Source organism: Stenotrophomonas sp. YJH_SMC_10 (assembly GCF_059371555.1).
The window spans coordinates 157319-172782 of sequence record NZ_JCAFUS010000007.1 but is presented as its reverse complement, the minus strand read 5'-3'; the positions used below and the strand labels follow the sequence as shown (position 1 = coordinate 172782).

Genomic DNA, 15464 nt, shown 5'->3' with positions numbered 1-15464 from the left:
CGCCGCTAATGGCCCGGCGATGGCGAAGATACGACTCAAATTCGGCCTGACCGCGAAGACCTTCCTCGCGATCTTCACCGCCTGCCTGCTGGTGCTGGCAGTGAACGGTATTGCCAGCCGCGTGGCATTCCAGACCGGCTTCCTGGACTACCTCAACGACCAGGGCGATCTGCGCATGCAGCGCGTGATGCCACACCTGCAGCGCGAGTACCGCACGCACGGCGGCTGGGAGCATCTGCGCGGTGACAGTGACCGCTGGGCGCGGCTGCTGCGCCCGGATCTGGCCCATGGGCACGAGGGGCCCGTGCCGCCGCTGTCCGACCAGACCGGCGTTCCCTCCCGCCTGGGCCTGTTCGATGCACAGCATCGGTTCGTGGCCGGCAACCCGGACGCGACCAGCGACGACGAGCCGCACGCCGTGCAGGTCGATGGGCACACGGTCGGCTGGCTGGGCATGGTGCCGTTCCAGACCGTGATCGCCACCAATGACCTGAATTTCTACAACACCCAGATGCGTGCGTGGTGGGTGATCGGCATCGCGCTGCTGCTGGTGACGGTGCTGCTGGCCTGGCTGGTATCGCGCGCGCTCCGGCAACGCCTGGCCAAGCTGGCCGCAGCCACCCATCGGCTCGCTGCCGGCGACTACGCCACCCGCATCGAGCGCACCAGCGATGACGAGCTGGACGCCCTGGTCAACGACTTCAACCGGATGGCGCAGGCGCTGGATGATACCGAACGCAACCGCCGTGCCTTCATCGCCGATATCTCGCACGAACTGCGCACGCCGCTGGCGGTGGTGCGTGCCGAACTGGAAGCCATCGAGGACGGCATCCGCCCGCTGGACCGCGCCAACCTCGGTGCCCTGCAGGGCGAGATCCGCCAGCTGGGCAAGCTGATCGACGACCTGCACGACCTGTCGATGACCCAGTCCGGCGGCCTGGCCTACCGCTTCGCCCCGCTGGACGTGGCGGCGCTGCTGCGCAGCGAGCTCAATGGCATGCGAGTGCGCTTCTCCACAGCGGGGCTGGCGCTGGAGGAGGATCTGCCGGACGCGCCGCTGCAGGTCTCCGGCGACGAGCGGCGGCTGCAGCAGGTGCTGGCCAACCTGCTGGAAAACGCGCTGCGCTACACCCATGCCGGCGGCCGCGTGCGCGTGCAGGCTGCGCGCGTGCCCGCCGGCGTGCAGCTGATCGTGGAAGACACCGCGCCGGGCGTACCGGCCGACAAGTGCGCGCTGCTGTTCGAGCGCTTCTACCGCGTGGAGAGTTCGCGCAACCGCGCCAGCGGCGGCAGCGGGCTGGGCCTGGCCATCAGCCACAACATCATCCTCGCCCACCACGGCCATATCCACGCCGAGCCCTCGCCGCTGGGCGGGCTGCGCGTGGTCGTCACCCTGCCGGAGTCCGCATGAGCCTGTCCCCCGCCGCGTCCGCGAAGATCCTGATCGTCGAGGATGAGCCACGCCTGGCCTCGGTGCTGCGCGACTACCTGGCGGCCGCCGGCATGACCAGCGAATGGGTGGACGATGGCAGCCAGGTGATCGACGCATTCGCGCGCTACCAACCCGATCTGGTGCTGCTGGACCTGATGCTGCCGCAGCGTGATGGCGTGGACCTGTGCCGCGAACTGCGCGCCAGCAGCGATGTGCCGGTGATCATGGTCACTGCGCGGGTGGAAGAGATCGACCGCCTGCTGGGCCTGGACATCGGCGCCGACGATTACATCTGCAAGCCCTTCAGCCCGCGCGAAGTGGTGGCGCGGGTGGTGGCGGTGCTGCGCCGCTACCGTCCGGACCCGGCTGCACGCGCCAACAGCGGGCTGCACATCGACGAACCGGCGGCGCGCGCCACCTGGAACGGCAGGGGCCTGGACCTGACGCCGGTGGAGTACCGCCTGCTGCGCACCCTGTTGGCCACGCCAGGCCGGATCTGGGCGCGCGATGAGCTGCTCGACCGCCTGTACCTGGATCATCGCGTGGTGGTCGACCGTACCGTCGACAGCCATGTACGCAACCTGCGCCGCAAGCTGGCCGACGCTGGCATGGAAGGCGAACCGATCCGCTCGGTGTACGGGATGGGTTACAGCTACGAACCCTAGCCGGTAGTGCCGGCCGCTGGCCGGCAACCGCAGAATTCAAGGTGCGCCCATGAGGTTGCCGGCCAGCGGGCGGCACTACCGGTGCGCAACTGCGTTACAGTCGAGCACGCTCGACATCAACGGATCACGACTGCATGGACGACATCCACCCGATCGCGCCGGACAAGCGCGCCGCCATTCTTTCCAGCCTCGCCGACATCGAACAGCGCCACGACGTGCGCGTTCTGCTGGCGTGCGAGTCCGGCAGCCGTGGCTGGGGCTTCTCGTCGCCGGATAGCGACTACGATGCACGCTTCATCTACGTGCATCGCCAGCCGTGGTATCTCACCGTCAACGAGAGCACCGGCCCCGGCGATGCGCAGCGGGACGTGATCGAGCTGCCGATCGACGATGCGCTCGATGTCAGCGGCTGGGATCTGCGCAAGGCGCTGCGACTGGTTTCAAAGTCCAACCCGACGCTGATCGAGTGGCTGCGCTCGCCGATCGTGTACCGGCAGGACGACGCCGCCGTGGCGCAGCTGTGGGAGGCAGCAAAGGCCTTCTATTCGCCGCTGGGCACGTGGTGGCACTACTTCAACATGGCGCGCTCGAATCATCGCGGTTACCTGCGTGGTGATACGGTGCGCACCAAGAAGTACCTGTATGTGCTGCGCCCGCTGCTGGCCTGCCAGTGGATCGAGCACGAGCAGACGCCACCGCCGATGGCCTTCGAGGATCTGCTGGACCGGCGGCTGCCGGAGGGCCCGGTGCGTGAAGCGATCGATGCCCTGCTGGTGGTCAAGCGCGCCAGCGCTGAGGTCGCCGCGGGACCGCGCATTGCAGCGATCAGCGACTTCATCGAGGGCGAGCTGGCTGCCCGCGCAGCACAGGCGCCATCGTTGCCCGCCGGACAGGGCGACAGCGCCTGGCTGGACGCACTGTTCCGGCAGATGCTGGCCGAGCACGCGCCTGCATAGGCGACCGCGCCTGCGTCTGGTAGTGCCGGCCGCTGGCCGGCAACCTCATGGGCGCATCTGGATTTCTGCGGTTGCCGGCCAGCGGCCGGCACTACCACGCGGTGTGCGGACCACGCAGGTATCATCGGTGCGAACGCCCTGATTTCCGGAGAAACCGATGAACCCGCTGCGCCCCTTCCGCGACAAGATGCCCGTCCTCGGCGAGCGCGTGTACATCGATCCGGCCTGCACCGTCATCGGCGACGTGGAACTGGCCGAGGACGTGTCGGTGTGGCCGGGCACGGTCATCCGCGGCGACGTCAATTTCGTGCGCATCGGTGCACGCACCAACGTGCAGGACGGCACCATCATCCACGTCAGCCACCACAGTCCCTACAACAAGGCCGGCTACCCGACCCTGATCGGTGAAGGCGTGACCGTCGGCCATGGCTGCATCATCCATGCCTGCAGCATCGGTGATTACAGCCTGATCGGCATGGGCGCCTGCATCCTCGACGGCGCCCGGGTCGAGCGCCATGGCTTCGTCGGCGCCGGTGCGGTGGTCGGCCCGGGCAAGGTGGTCGGCGAAGGCGAGCTGTGGGTGGGCAACCCGGCACGCCCGGCGCGCACGCTGAGCGACAAGGAGATCGAGTCGCTGCACTACTCGGCCGACCACTACGTGCGGCTGAAGGACGAATACCTGGGCTGAGCCGCCAACGCCGCCATGCGGCTCTGCTAAAGTCTGGGCCCGACCAGGACCTGTCGAGACCCCCCATGCCTGTGGCTGCCTGCCGGAGAGGACTCCGGCGCCCACAACGAAGGCCATCGCGCTGATGGCCGCACCGATGCTCGATACCTACCGCGAGGTGGTGACGCCGGAGGGTGTGCCGCTGCAGCTGCCGGCGGCCGGCCCGGTGCCGCGGGCGATGGCCTGGCTGATCGATCTGGGCGTGCGCATCGCGGTGCTGGTGCTGATGTCGATCCCGCTGGCGCTGCTGGACACGTTCGGCTCCGGGCTCGGCCTGGTGCTGATGTTCCTGGTCTACTGGGCCTACCCGATCGTCTGCGAAGCGCGGTGGGGCCGCACCCTGGGCAAGCGCGCACTGGGCCTGCGCGTGCTCGCGCGCGACGGCGCGCCGGTGGGCTGGATGGCCGCCATCACCCGCAACCTGCTGCGCACCGTGGACATGCTGCCATTCGGCTACGCGCTGGGCCTGGTCAGCAGCCTGTTCGATCCGCATGGCCGTCGCCTCGGCGACCTGGTCGCCGGCACCGTGGTGGTGCATGCACCGGTACTGTACCTGCCGCCGCCGCCGACCATCGACAGCGCGCTGGCGCCGCCACAGCCACTGCGGCCGGAGGAACAGGCCGCGCTGATGGCCTTCGCCGAGCGCGCACCACGGCTGTCGTCGGCACGCCAGCAGGAACTGGCCGGCATTGCCGAACCCCTGACCGGCACCCATGGCCAGGTCGGCGTGCTGCGCCTGTATGCCATGGCCAACTGGTTGCTGGGGCGGCGATGAAGCAGGAACAGTTCGTCGCCCGCTACCAGCAGGAATGGCAGGACCTGGAGCACTGGCTGCTGCTGCGGGCCGGCGCTTCGCGCCGCAAGCGCCGCCAGCGCAGCGAGCTGGCCCTGGACGACAGCGCGTTCCCGCAGCGCTACCGGCGCCTGTGCCAGCAGCTGGCGCTGGCCCGCGAGCGCGGCTACAGCCCGCAGCTGGTGCAGCGCCTGCAGCAGCTGATGCAGCAGGGCCACAGCGTGCTGTACCGCACGCCGCCGACGCGCTGGCGCGGTGCGCTGGAATTCCTGGTGGCCGACTTCCCGCTGCTGGTGCGCAGCCAGGCGCGCAGCATGTGGGTGGCGCTGGCGATGTTCGCGCTGCCGGCGGTGGCCTGCTTCGTGCTGGTGCAGGTCTACCCGGACCTGATCCACATCGTGATGGACAACCGCCAGATCGCCGAGATGGAGCGCATGTACGATCCCGCCGCCGAGCGCCTCGGGCGTGACAGCGGGACCGACTGGATGATGTTCGGCCACTACATCCTCAACAACATCAGCATCGCCCTGCGCACCTTCGCCAGCGGCCTGCTGGCCGGGCTGGGCACGCTGCTGGTGCTGCTGTTCAACGGCGTGATCATCGGTTCGGTGGCCGGCCACCTGCAGCACATCGGCCATGGCGATCCGTTCTGGCGCTTCGTCGCAGGCCATGGGGCCTTCGAGCTGACCGCGATCGTGATCGCCGGCGGTGCCGGACTGCAGCTGGGCATGAAACTGCTGGCCCCCGGCCGGCGCAGCCGCCTGGACGCGCTGGTCGAGGGCGGCCGCATCGGTGCCCGCCTGTGCCTGGGCGTGGCGTTCATGCTGCTGGTGGCTGCGTTCATCGAAGCGTTCTGGTCGTCGATTGCCGAAGTGCCGGCGTGGGGCAAGTTCAGCGTGGCCGGCGTGCTGTGGGCCGGTGTGCTGCTGTGGCTGTGGCGCGGCGGGCGCGGAGGCGGCCATGCGCATTGACCGCCTGGACGTGGTGCTGCGCGCGCGCAGTGGCTGGGAAGCGATGGAGCTGGGCAGTGCCCTGTCGCGCCGCCACGCACGCGCGGTGTGGGGCAGCTGGCTGCTGGCCAGTGCGCCGCTGTTCGTGGTCTTCAACGCGCTGGGCTGGTGGCTGGATGCATTCGGCTGGGCGTGGCTGGCGATGTGGTGGTGCAAGCCGCTGTTCGAACGGGCGCCGCTGTACGTGCTGTCGCGTGGCATCTTCGGCGAGCCGGTGGGAACGCTGTCGGCGCTGCGCGCGCAGCGCCGCTGGGGCAACGCCGGCTTCTGGGGCTACCTGGGCTGGCGCCGCTTCAGCGTGCTGCGCAGCCTGTGCCTGCCGGTGAACCTGCTGGAGGGCAATGCGCCGGCCCAGCGCGGCGCACGCCGCCGTGCCGTGGCCGCTGGCGCGGCGGGTGCCGCTGCCGTGCTGACCGTGGCCTGCATGGCGTTTGAAGCGGTGCTGGTGTCCGGTGCGATCGGCGCGGTGTTCATGTTCATGCCACTGGAGCTGATGTCCGAATCGTGGCGGGCCGCATGGGACATGATCGGCCAGGACACGCCGACCTGGGCGCAGCTGGGCTTCAACCTGGCGTGCTGGCTGGCCTCGGTGCTGATCGGTCCGTTCTACGTCGGCGCCGGGTTCGGCCTGTACTTGAACCGGCGCACGCAGATGGAAGCCTGGGACGTGGAGATCGCCCTGCGCCGCCTGCGCGAGCGTTTGCTGCCGTCGGCATCGACGCTGGCCCTGCTGCTCTGCCTTGCGCTGCCGCTGGCCTGCGCGCCCGCGCACGCGCAGGACGCGCAGACGGTCGCTGCGCAGCCCGACGATGCCGAAGAGAACGACGACAGTGCGGAAGAACCGGCCACCGCGGAGAACGACCCGGCCAACACGCCCACCGTGATCTTCGGCGCGGCGCCGGTGGATACCGCCGGTTTCCGCCAGGCGGTGAACCGCGCCTATGAAGATCCGCTGCAGCGCCCGACCCGCCAGGTTACGCGCTGGAAGCCGATCGAACAGGCCGAGGACAAAAAGAAGGAAGAGAAGACGCTGCAGCGCGAACGCAGCGACACCGGTGAGCGCAGCAACCGCAAGGCCGGCATCGCCTGGCTGGCGCGCCTGGCCGAATGGGGCCTGTGGGGCCTGCTCGGCGTGCTGCTGCTGGTCCTGCTGTTGACCGCGCGGCTGTGGCTGCCGTGGCTGCGCGGCAGTGGCCGGCGCAAGGCCGAGGCTGCACCGCAGGTGGTGGAGGAACAGGTGGAGCTGCCGGTCGTGCTGCCGCCGGACGTGGCGACCCAGGCCGGGCTGCTGTGGGACCAGGGCCGGCCGCGGCAGGCGCTGGCCCTGCTGTACCGCGCCAGCGTGCGCACGGTGGGCGAGCGCAGCGGCATCGCGCTTCCCCCCGGCGCCACCGAAGCGCAATGCCTTCGCGCCTCGCGGCGCATGCCCGACGCCACCGACCGTGACCTGTTCGCGCGCATCGTGCGCATGTGGCAGTACGCCGCCTACGGTGGCCGCCTGCCCAGCCGCGCCGATTTCGATGCGTTGGCCGACACGCTGCGCCAGCAGTACAGGTGGCTGGCATGAGCCCGCGCCTGTTCTGGTCGCTGCTGCTGGGCGCGCTGGTGCTGTTCGGCGTACCGCTGACGATCCTCTACCTGCGCACGCATGAGCGGGTCACCGAGACCGTGCAGCTGCCGCCGCAGGGCGAGGCCGGCTACAACCCGCTGTACGTGCTGGGCCAGGCACTGCGCGCCGATGGCATCGAGGTGCACTCGCGCCCCCGGCTGGAGCTGCAGCAGATGGCACTGGGCCAGCACGATACGGTGGTGCTGCTGCAGGACAGCAGCGAGCTGCCGGCACCCACGGCCAGAGCGCTGCTGGACTGGGTGGATGGCGGTGGCCATCTGCTGGTGCGCACGCCACCACCGGCCGAGGACGACGCCAGCAGCACGCAGGGCCCCCTGCTGGACCAGCTGGGCGTGGACAGCCTGTACCAGCGCAGCCACTGCCAGCCATTCCACGTCATCGATGATCCCAGCCACGTCGAGTTCTGCGGCGGCCGTCGCTTCACGCTGGGTTTTGCCGCCAGTGCGCGGGCTGAACGGCGCTGGGGCAACGAGCACGGCCTGGTGTTCGCACGGCTGCACCATGGCCAGGGCAAGGTGAGCGTGCTGGCCGACATGGAATTCATGCGCGGCGAGGTGGAGTCGCCGGCGGCACGCCTGGCGTCGGCTGCGGGCAAGGCCAGCGACGGCCTGCACGATCTCTCGCACCGCGACCTGACCCGTTACCTGCTCGACCCGAATTACGGCAAGGGTGCATTCTGGCTGGTCTATGCCAGCCGCCCGCCGTCGCTGTGGGCGCGCCTGTTCTACCAGGGCTGGCCGCTGTGGGCGCCGCTGCTGCTGGCCCTGCTGGGCTGGTTGTGGGCCCGCTCGCAACGCTTCGGCAGCCTGCTGCCGTCGCCGGTGCTGGAACGCCGCTCGCTGCTGGAACACGTGCGTGCCAGTGGCGAGCTGCTGCTGCGCTTCGGCCACGGCACGCGCCTGTACGACGCCGTGCGTGCCCTGTTCCTGCATCGCCTGCGGCTGCGCGCACCGGTAGCCGCTGCACTGGACGGTGCGCCACGCGATCAGGCCATCGCCGAACTGCTGAAATGGCCGCAAGGCCGTGTTGCCAGCGCGCTCACGCCCCCGCCACCGCACGATTCCTCCGCCCTGCGCGAGCGCATCCGCTTGCTGCTCCAGATGAGATCCCTGCTATGACCGAAGTCCCCGAGCTGCCGGCGGCCGCCAACGCCCGCCTGATCGAACGCGTCGATGCCATCCGCACCGCCGTTGGACACGCCTTCATCGGCCAGGCCGATGTACTGGACCAGATCCTGGTGGCGCTGCTGGCCGGTGGCCACGTGCTGATCGAGGGCGTGCCCGGGCTGGGCAAGACCCTGCTGGTGCGCGCACTGGCACAGGCCCTGGAGCTGGACTACGGGCGCGTGCAGTTCACCCCCGACCTGATGCCCAGCGACGTCAGTGGCCACGCGGTGTACGACCCGAAGAGCGAGAGCTTCAAGATCCGGCGCGGCCCGGTGTTCACCAACCTGCTGCTGGCCGACGAGATCAACCGTGCCCCGGCCAAGACCCAGTCGGCCCTGCTGGAAGTGATGCAGGAAGGCCAGGTGACCATCGAGGGCAAGGCCTTCACCCTGGCGCCGCCCTTCATGGCGCTGGCCACGCAGAACCCGCTGGAGCAGGAAGGCACCTACCCGCTGCCGGAAGCACAGCTGGACCGCTTCCTGCTGAAGGTGCTGATCGACTACCCGCAGCTGGAGGACGAGAAGCGCATGGTGACCGCGATCACCAGCGGCCGCGCTGCCAGCGATTTCGACCTGAGCCAGGTGCCGCGTGTGCTCGGTGCCGGCGAGCTGCTGGAACTGCAGCGTGCCACTGCGGCGATCACCGTCGATGACGAAGTGATCGACTACGCGGTGCGGATCGTGGCGGCCACGAGGCAGTGGCCGGGCATCGCCGTCGGCGCTGGCCCGCGCGGCAGCATCGCGCTGGTGCGTGCCTCGCGCGCACAGGCCGTGCTGGCCGGCCGCGACTTCGTCACGCCGGACGACGTGCGCGATATCGCCCGCCCCGCGTTGCGCCATCGCATCGCACTGGCGCCGGAACTGCAGATCGAGGGCCAGGGCGCCGACGACGTGCTGGGCGCGCTGCTGGCCAAGGTGGAAGCGCCGCGCCGATGAGGCCGGCCCCGCTGCTGCTGGCGCTGCTGCTGGCCTGGGCCGCCCTGGGCGGGCTGGTGCTGGGCGGATGGCTGCCGCGCTGGAGCTGGGCACTGGCAGCCGTGGCCATCGCGTTGCCCGCCCTGTGGGACCTGTGGCGGCAGTGGCGGCGTGCATCGCCGCAGGTGCAACGCGAGCTGCCCGAAGCGCTGGCACTGGGCGTGCGCCGCGAGGCGGCGTTGCGTCTGCAGGCCGAGCAATCGATGACGGTGCAGGTGTTCGACCTGGCGCCCGGCGGCTGGCCGCTGGAATCGCTGCCGCAGCGCGTGCGCCTGCAGGCCGGTACGGCGTCCACCCTGCATTACCACCTGCAGCCGCTGCAGCGTGGGCACTTCCGCTTCGAGGGGGTGCACCTGCGCATGCGTTCGCCGTGGCGCCTGTGGTGGCAGCAACGCACGCTGCCGCCTGCGCTGGAGGTGCGGGTCTATCCGAACTTCGTGCCGCTCACCCGCTTCGCATTGTTCAGTGCCGACCAGGCCTCGCGGCTGGTCGGTGCGCACGTGAAGCGCCGCCGTGGCGAAGGCACCGACTTCCACCAGATGCGCGAGTACCGCATCGGCGACAGCCTGCGCCAGCTGGACTGGAAGGCCACCGCACGTGCGCGCAAGCTGATTTCGCGCGAGTACCAGGACGAGAAGAACCAGCAGCTGCTGCTGATGCTGGACAGTGGCCGGCGCATGCTGGCCAGCGAAGGCGGGCTCTCGCACTTCGACCACGCATTGAACGCCTCGCTGGTGGTGGCTTACCTGGCGCTGCGCCAGGGCGACGCTGCCGGCCTGTACGCTGCCGGGGGCGAACGCCGCTGGGTGGCGCCGCAGCGTGGCATGGGCACGGTCGAGCACCTGCTGCGCGCCAGCTACGACCTGCAGCCACGCGCGGTGGCCACCGACTACCTGGGCGCCGCCACCGAGGTATCGCTGCGCCAGCGCCGGCGTGCGCTGGTGATGCTGGTCAGCAACGTGCGCGACGAGGACATCGAAGACCTGCTGGCCGCGGTGCGCCTGCTGCAGCAACGCCACCTGGTGTGCGTGGCCAGCCTGCGCGAGCGCGAACTGGACGGCGCACTGGAGGGTGACGTGCAGACCCTGGAAGACGCCACCCAGGCCGGTGCCGCCGCGCTGTACCTGCAGCAGCGCGCGAAGGCGCACGAGGCACTGCGCAGCGAGAAGGTGATGGTGCTGGACGTGACCGCCGACGCCCTGCCCGGCGCGCTGGTGGAGCGCTACCTGGCGGTGAAGCGTGAAGGGCTGCTCTGACCGGAGTTGCCGCCGCCGGGCATGGCCCGGCGCTACCGACGCATCTCGTTGGTGGGTGCCAACCTTGGTTGGCACGGAACCCACAGCGCCGACCAAGGTCGGCATCTACCAAAAACAGTTGCCGGCCGACGGCCGGCGTTACCTACCCCTGCAACAACCGCCGCTGCAACCGCGCCACCGCGCGCTGCAGCAGCACCCGGTTGCGGGCCAGCTTCATCCACTGCGGCAGGCGCGAGAACATGGATCGATGATGGCCGCGGCCCTCGCGCAGCGTCGCGCTCGCGTATTCGTGCAGTGCCTGCAGATGTTCGGCGTTGTAAGCCCACAACAGGCCCGCGCGGGTCGATTCGACCAGTCGCAGCGGCAGCCCGAAATGCGGATCGGCCGGCTCCGCGTCACGCAGGGGGCGCGTCGAGACGGTGACCTCGGTGCTGCGGTCGCACTGCGCGCATCGGGCGGGGAACGATGCAGGCGCAGGCATGCCAGCGGGAATCCGCCGGCACACATGCAGCCACTGATGCCCACAGAATCCACAGGGCTGGCGGCCCAGCATGCAGACCGCCCCCACCCAGTCGCCGCTGTCCAGCGCAGAACTGCAACCGGTGCAGCGGAAACGCGCGGTCCACCGATACGGTTCCCAGCGGGCGATCACCCAACCGGGAGTGTCACAGCGATGGCAGCAGACGGCGACGCGGTCCGCGAAGGCCTGCAGGCTGCGCCCGTCATCGAAATGCCGACCCGGCACGGGCGTGGCACGCCCATGCCGGCCAGGCCAGCGCCGCACCGTCATCAGACGTAGATCCGCGTCGGCGCCTCGTCGACGATCGCGTGCGGCACGAAGCGCGCACTGTCGCGGGTGATCGCGCTGTCGTCCTCGCGGATGCCGATGCCGCAGGCGTGGTCACCGATCACCCAGCTGCCGATCAGCGGGTAGCCGCCTTCGAAGCGGGTCAGCGGATGGGCGCGCTGGATGATCGCCGGGCCATCGTAGGGACCGTCGCTGCGCTGGGTGCTGCCATCGGCCAGGTGCATCTCGATGTTGGCGCCTTCGCGCGAGAACAGCGGCTTGCGCACCCAGCCCGAGGCCAGCGTGCTGCCATCGTCGAAATGCGCTTCCAGCAGGTTCGGATGGCCGACGTTGCGCTGCCACAGCAACGGCAGGATGCCCTTGTTGCTCAGCACCGCCTTCCACGCCGGTTCCAGCAGCTGCACGCCCGAGCCGGGCAGCGCGCGACCGAACTGTTCGGCCATCAGGTCTTCCAGCGGGTACAGCTTGAACAGCGTGCCGATCACCGAATCATCCAGCGCGGTGAAGCGGCCGTCCTCGGACAGGCCGATGTCCTCGATGGCGATGGCCTGGCCATGCAGGCCGGCCTGGGATGCGCAGTCACGCAGGTACTCGACCGTGCCACGGTCCTCCTCCGAACTGCCGACCGCGCTGAAGTACAGCGGCGGCGGCAGCTGCGCGGCGAGTTCGCCGAAACGCTCGACCAGCGCTTCGTGGATCGCGTTGAACTGGTCGGCGTGCTGCGGCAGGCGACCGGCATTGCGCTGGTCTTCCAGCCACTGCCACTGGAAGAAGCTGGCCTCGAACAGCGAGGTCGGCGTGTCGTAGTTCAGTTCGTACAGCTTGGCCGGGCCGGTACCATCGTAGGCCAGGTCCAGGCGCCCATAGAGGTGCGGCTGGCGCTGGCGCCAGCTGTCGGCGATCCAGTCGCGGTAGTTCGACGGAATCGCCAGCTGGTCCATCAGGCGCTCGCTGCCGATGACATCCCCGACCAGGTCCAGCGCCATCTGGTGCAGCTCGGCGCTGGGATCTTCGATGTCCTGCTCGATCTGGCGCAGGGTGAACGCGTAATACGCGCGTTCATCCCAGTACGGCTGGCCGTCGATGGTATGGAAGCGGAAACCCGCCTCTTCCGCGCGCGCCCGCCACTGGGCACGCTCGGCAATCCGGATGCGCTGCATGGGTCGATCAGCCGCCGTAGCTGCCGCTGCTGCTGCGGCGTGCGCTGGTGTTGCCGAAGCCACCACGGCTGGCAGTGACCGCACGGTTCGGTTCGCTGGTGACCGGCGCCAGGCCGGCCTTGCCGGCGCCGATGCCGCTGGCGGTGTTCAAGCCACCGGTGCCACCCGGTGCCGGGCGCGCCCAACCCGCATTCCTGTCCTGGTAGGCCGGCGCCGACGCCGGTGCCTGCGGCGCCAGGCCGCCGCGGTTGCTCAGCATCTGCGACATGAAGAAGCCCATCATCATCGGGCCGATGAACGACGTGCCTGCCGAGGTGTGCTGCTGCACGCACTGCTCCGGCTTGTAGTCCTTCTCGCAGGCTTCCTTGCTGGCGTACTTCGGCGCCGCATCGGCGGCCTGCTTCTGCGCTTCGGCGAAGGCGTTGCGGCACGACGAGGGATCGCCGGTAGCCTCGGTGCAGGCCTCCACCGAGGTATACAGGCCTTCCTGCACCTTCACCTCCGGCTCCTTCTGGCAGGCGGTGAACAGCAGCGGCGCGGCGCTCATCAGCAGCAGCGCGGTGGTGCGGGAACGTTTCATGGCCTCATGCCCTGTCGACGGATCAATGCCCCAATGATGCCAAATCCAGGCCAGCAACCGGAATCGGCAAAGTGCGAAAGATGAACGGCCTTTCATTTTCGTCGCTCTCCATCATCCACGCATGGCGTGGATCTACCGTGTCGACCAGGATCGACCAGGGTCGACACCTGCCAAGAGCAACGCAGAGCGCCGTCCCCCGCAGCCGGACCCACCCTGCCATCCCACGGATAGCCCCGCTGTTGCTGTTGAGGTTGCCGGCCAGCGGCCGGCACTACCGCGGGTGCCGGGCGCAGCCCGGCCGGACCACCTCCGGTGGTTGCAGCAGCAACCGAAAAAATTGGCCATGATCGGGCGATCCCCACGTCGTACGGCTCGCCCGTTCCGCCCGCCATGCCCGAATACCGTTCCCGTACCTCCACCGCCGGCCGCAACATGGCCGGCGCCCGCGCCCTGTGGCGTGCCACCGGCATGAAGGACGGCGACTTCCACAAGCCGATCATCGCCATCGCCAACTCCTTCACCCAGTTCGTGCCCGGACACGTGCACCTGAAGGACCTCGGCCAGCTGGTCGCGCGCGAGATCGAACAGGTCGGCGGCGTCGCCAAGGAATTCAACACCATCGCCGTGGACGACGGCATCGCGATGGGCCACGACGGCATGCTGTATTCGCTGCCCAGCCGCGAGATCATCGCCGACGCCGTGGAGTACATGGTGAACGCGCACTGCGCCGACGCGCTGGTGTGCATCAGCAACTGCGACAAGATCACCCCCGGCATGCTGATGGCCGCGCTGCGCCTGAACATCCCGGTGGTGTTCGTCTCCGGCGGGCCGATGGAAGCGGGCAAGACCAAGCTGTCCGAGCACAAGCTGGACCTGGTCGATGCGATGGTGGTGGCCGCCGATGACAGCGCCTCCGACGAGAAGGTGGCCGCGTTCGAGCGCAGCGCCTGCCCCACCTGCGGTTCCTGCTCGGGCATGTTCACCGCCAACTCGATGAACTGCCTGACCGAAGCGCTGGGCCTGTCGCTGCCGGGCAACGGCACCACGCTGGCCACCCACGCCGACCGCGAAGCGCTGTTCCGCCGCGCCGGCCGCCTGATCGTCGAACTCTGCCACCGCTGGTATGGCGGCGAGGATCCGACGGCACTGCCGCGTGGCATCGCCATCCAGGCCGCGTTCGCCAATGCAATGACCCTGGATATCGCCATGGGCGGTTCCACCAACACCATCCTGCACCTGCTGGCCGCTGCGCAGGAGGCGGAGGTCGACTTCGACCTGACCCACATCGACGCGCTGTCGCGGCGCGTGCCGCAGCTGTGCAAGGTGGCGCCGAACACACCCAAGTACCACATCGAAGACGTGCACCGCGCCGGTGGTGTGTTCGGCATCCTCGGCGAGCTGGACCGTGCCGGCCTGCTCGATACCACGGTGCCGACCGTGCACAGCGCCAGCCTGGCCGACGCACTGGAACGCTGGGACGTGGTGCGCAGTGACAACGACACCCTGCATACCTTCTTCAAGGCCGGCCCGGCCGGCATTCCCACCCAGGAAGCTTTCAGCCAGGCCACGCGCTGGCCGACGCTGGACGTGGACCGTGCCGAGGGCTGCATCCGTTCGCTGCAGCATGCGTATTCGCTGGAAGGTGGCCTCGCCGTGCTGCGCGGCAACCTGGCCGTGGATGGCTGCGTGGTGAAAACCGCCGGCGTGGACGAATCGATCCACGTGTTCGAAGGCCCCGCGCGCGTCTATGAAAGCCAGGACGCCGCCGTCGCCGGCATCCTCGCCGACGAGGTGCAGCCGGGCGAGGTGGTGGTGATCCGCTACGAAGGCCCCAAGGGCGGCCCCGGCATGCAGGAGATGCTGTACCCGACCAGCTACCTGAAATCGAAGGGGCTGGGCAAGCAGTGCGCGCTGCTCACCGATGGCCGTTTCTCCGGTGGCACCTCGGGCCTGTCGATCGGCCACGTCTCGCCGGAAGCCGCCAGCGGCGGCACGATCGGCCTGGTGGAAGACGGCGACCGCATCCGCATCGACATCCCGGCCCGCCGCATCGACCTGCTGCTGGATGAGGCCACGCTGGCCCAGCGCCGCGCCCATGCCGATGCACGCGGCTGGAAGCCGCGCGCGCCGCGCCCACGCAAGGTCACCAGCGCGTTGAAGGCCTACGCCCTGCTGGCCACCAGCGCCGACAAGGGCGCCGTACGCAACACCGCCCTGCTCGGCGATTGATGCCGATCCGGTAGTGCCGGCCGCTGGCCGGCATCTGGAAAAAGGGGACGGAGGGGATTAAGTCGTTTGTGCCTAAAA

At 69.4% G+C, this 15464-nt stretch carries 14 protein-coding genes; 11 read left to right on the top strand and 3 right to left on the bottom strand.

Going from position 1 to position 15464, the window contains the following annotated elements:
• Window positions 1-19: 19 nt before the first annotated feature.
• From baeS to AC5P9C_RS11460, 10 genes are all read left to right on the top strand, one after another.
• Window positions 20-1411: a sensor histidine kinase efflux regulator BaeS gene (baeS, locus tag AC5P9C_RS11505; RefSeq protein ID WP_150827976.1), complete on the top strand. Its 1392-nt coding sequence runs from the start codon at window positions 20-22 to the stop codon at window positions 1409-1411.
• Window positions 1408-2097, top strand: coding sequence for a response regulator (locus tag AC5P9C_RS11500; protein ID WP_049465282.1), 690 nt, complete (start codon window positions 1408-1410; stop codon window positions 2095-2097). Before baeS ends, AC5P9C_RS11500 begins: the two co-directional genes overlap by 4 nt.
• 134 nt (window positions 2098-2231) lie before the next feature.
• A complete protein-coding gene (locus AC5P9C_RS11495) occupies window positions 2232-3053 on the top strand; it encodes a nucleotidyltransferase domain-containing protein (protein ID WP_150827977.1) in 822 nt (273 codons plus the stop codon).
• 157 nt (window positions 3054-3210) lie between these two features.
• The gene (locus tag AC5P9C_RS11490) at window positions 3211-3741 is read left to right on the top strand and encodes a gamma carbonic anhydrase family protein (RefSeq protein WP_343543256.1); all 531 of its coding nucleotides are present in this window, start codon (window positions 3211-3213) and stop codon (window positions 3739-3741) included.
• A 124-nt stretch (window positions 3742-3865) separates the two neighbouring features.
• On the top strand, window positions 3866-4555 hold the full coding sequence (locus AC5P9C_RS11485) for an RDD family protein (RefSeq protein WP_049465276.1): 690 nt from the start codon (window positions 3866-3868) through the stop codon (window positions 4553-4555).
• Window positions 4552-5544, top strand: a complete 993-nt coding sequence (locus AC5P9C_RS11480) for a stage II sporulation protein M (RefSeq protein ID WP_312558451.1) — start codon at window positions 4552-4554, stop codon at window positions 5542-5544. Before AC5P9C_RS11485 ends, AC5P9C_RS11480 begins: the two co-directional genes overlap by 4 nt.
• Window positions 5534-7150, top strand: coding sequence for a DUF4129 domain-containing protein (locus tag AC5P9C_RS11475; protein ID WP_164688533.1), 1617 nt, complete (start codon window positions 5534-5536; stop codon window positions 7148-7150). Before AC5P9C_RS11480 ends, AC5P9C_RS11475 begins: the two co-directional genes overlap by 11 nt.
• Window positions 7147-8331 carry a DUF4350 domain-containing protein gene (locus AC5P9C_RS11470; protein ID WP_343543254.1) on the top strand — a complete coding sequence of 395 codons (1185 nt, stop codon included), beginning with the start codon at window positions 7147-7149 and terminating at the stop codon, window positions 8329-8331. Before AC5P9C_RS11475 ends, AC5P9C_RS11470 begins: the two co-directional genes overlap by 4 nt.
• Window positions 8328-9314 (top strand): AAA family ATPase, encoded by a 987-nt coding sequence (locus AC5P9C_RS11465; protein ID WP_049465272.1) that lies wholly within the window; start codon window positions 8328-8330, stop codon window positions 9312-9314. Before AC5P9C_RS11470 ends, AC5P9C_RS11465 begins: the two co-directional genes overlap by 4 nt.
• On the top strand, window positions 9311-10609 hold the full coding sequence (locus tag AC5P9C_RS11460; RefSeq protein ID WP_414615193.1) for a DUF58 domain-containing protein: 1299 nt from the start codon (window positions 9311-9313) through the stop codon (window positions 10607-10609). The genes AC5P9C_RS11465 and AC5P9C_RS11460 overlap by 4 nt, the downstream gene beginning before the upstream one ends.
• Window positions 10610-10751: 142 nt before the next feature.
• Here AC5P9C_RS11460 and AC5P9C_RS11455 read toward each other — a convergent pair whose 3' ends face one another.
• Genes AC5P9C_RS11455 through AC5P9C_RS11445 form a run of 3 tightly spaced genes read right to left on the bottom strand, consistent with a single transcriptional unit; the run spans window position 10752 to window position 13157 of the window.
• Complete coding sequence (locus tag AC5P9C_RS11455; RefSeq protein ID WP_074725708.1) at window positions 10752-11399, bottom strand: hypothetical protein; 648 nt, start codon at window positions 11397-11399, stop codon at window positions 10752-10754.
• Window positions 11399-12577, bottom strand: a complete 1179-nt coding sequence (locus AC5P9C_RS11450; RefSeq protein WP_057493955.1) for a glutathionylspermidine synthase family protein — start codon at window positions 12575-12577, stop codon at window positions 11399-11401. Before AC5P9C_RS11450 ends, AC5P9C_RS11455 begins: the two co-directional genes overlap by 1 nt.
• Before the next feature lie 7 nt (window positions 12578-12584).
• Entirely contained in the window at window positions 12585-13157 is a 573-nt protein-coding gene (locus AC5P9C_RS11445) for a DUF1190 domain-containing protein (protein ID WP_049465264.1), read from the bottom strand.
• Window positions 13158-13547: 390 nt separating this feature from the next.
• Here AC5P9C_RS11445 and ilvD point away from each other — a divergent pair, with 390 nt between their 5' ends.
• Window positions 13548-15386 (top strand): dihydroxy-acid dehydratase, encoded by a 1839-nt coding sequence (gene ilvD / locus AC5P9C_RS11440; RefSeq protein ID WP_164688528.1) that lies wholly within the window; start codon window positions 13548-13550, stop codon window positions 15384-15386.
• Window positions 15387-15464: the final 78 nt, after the last annotated feature.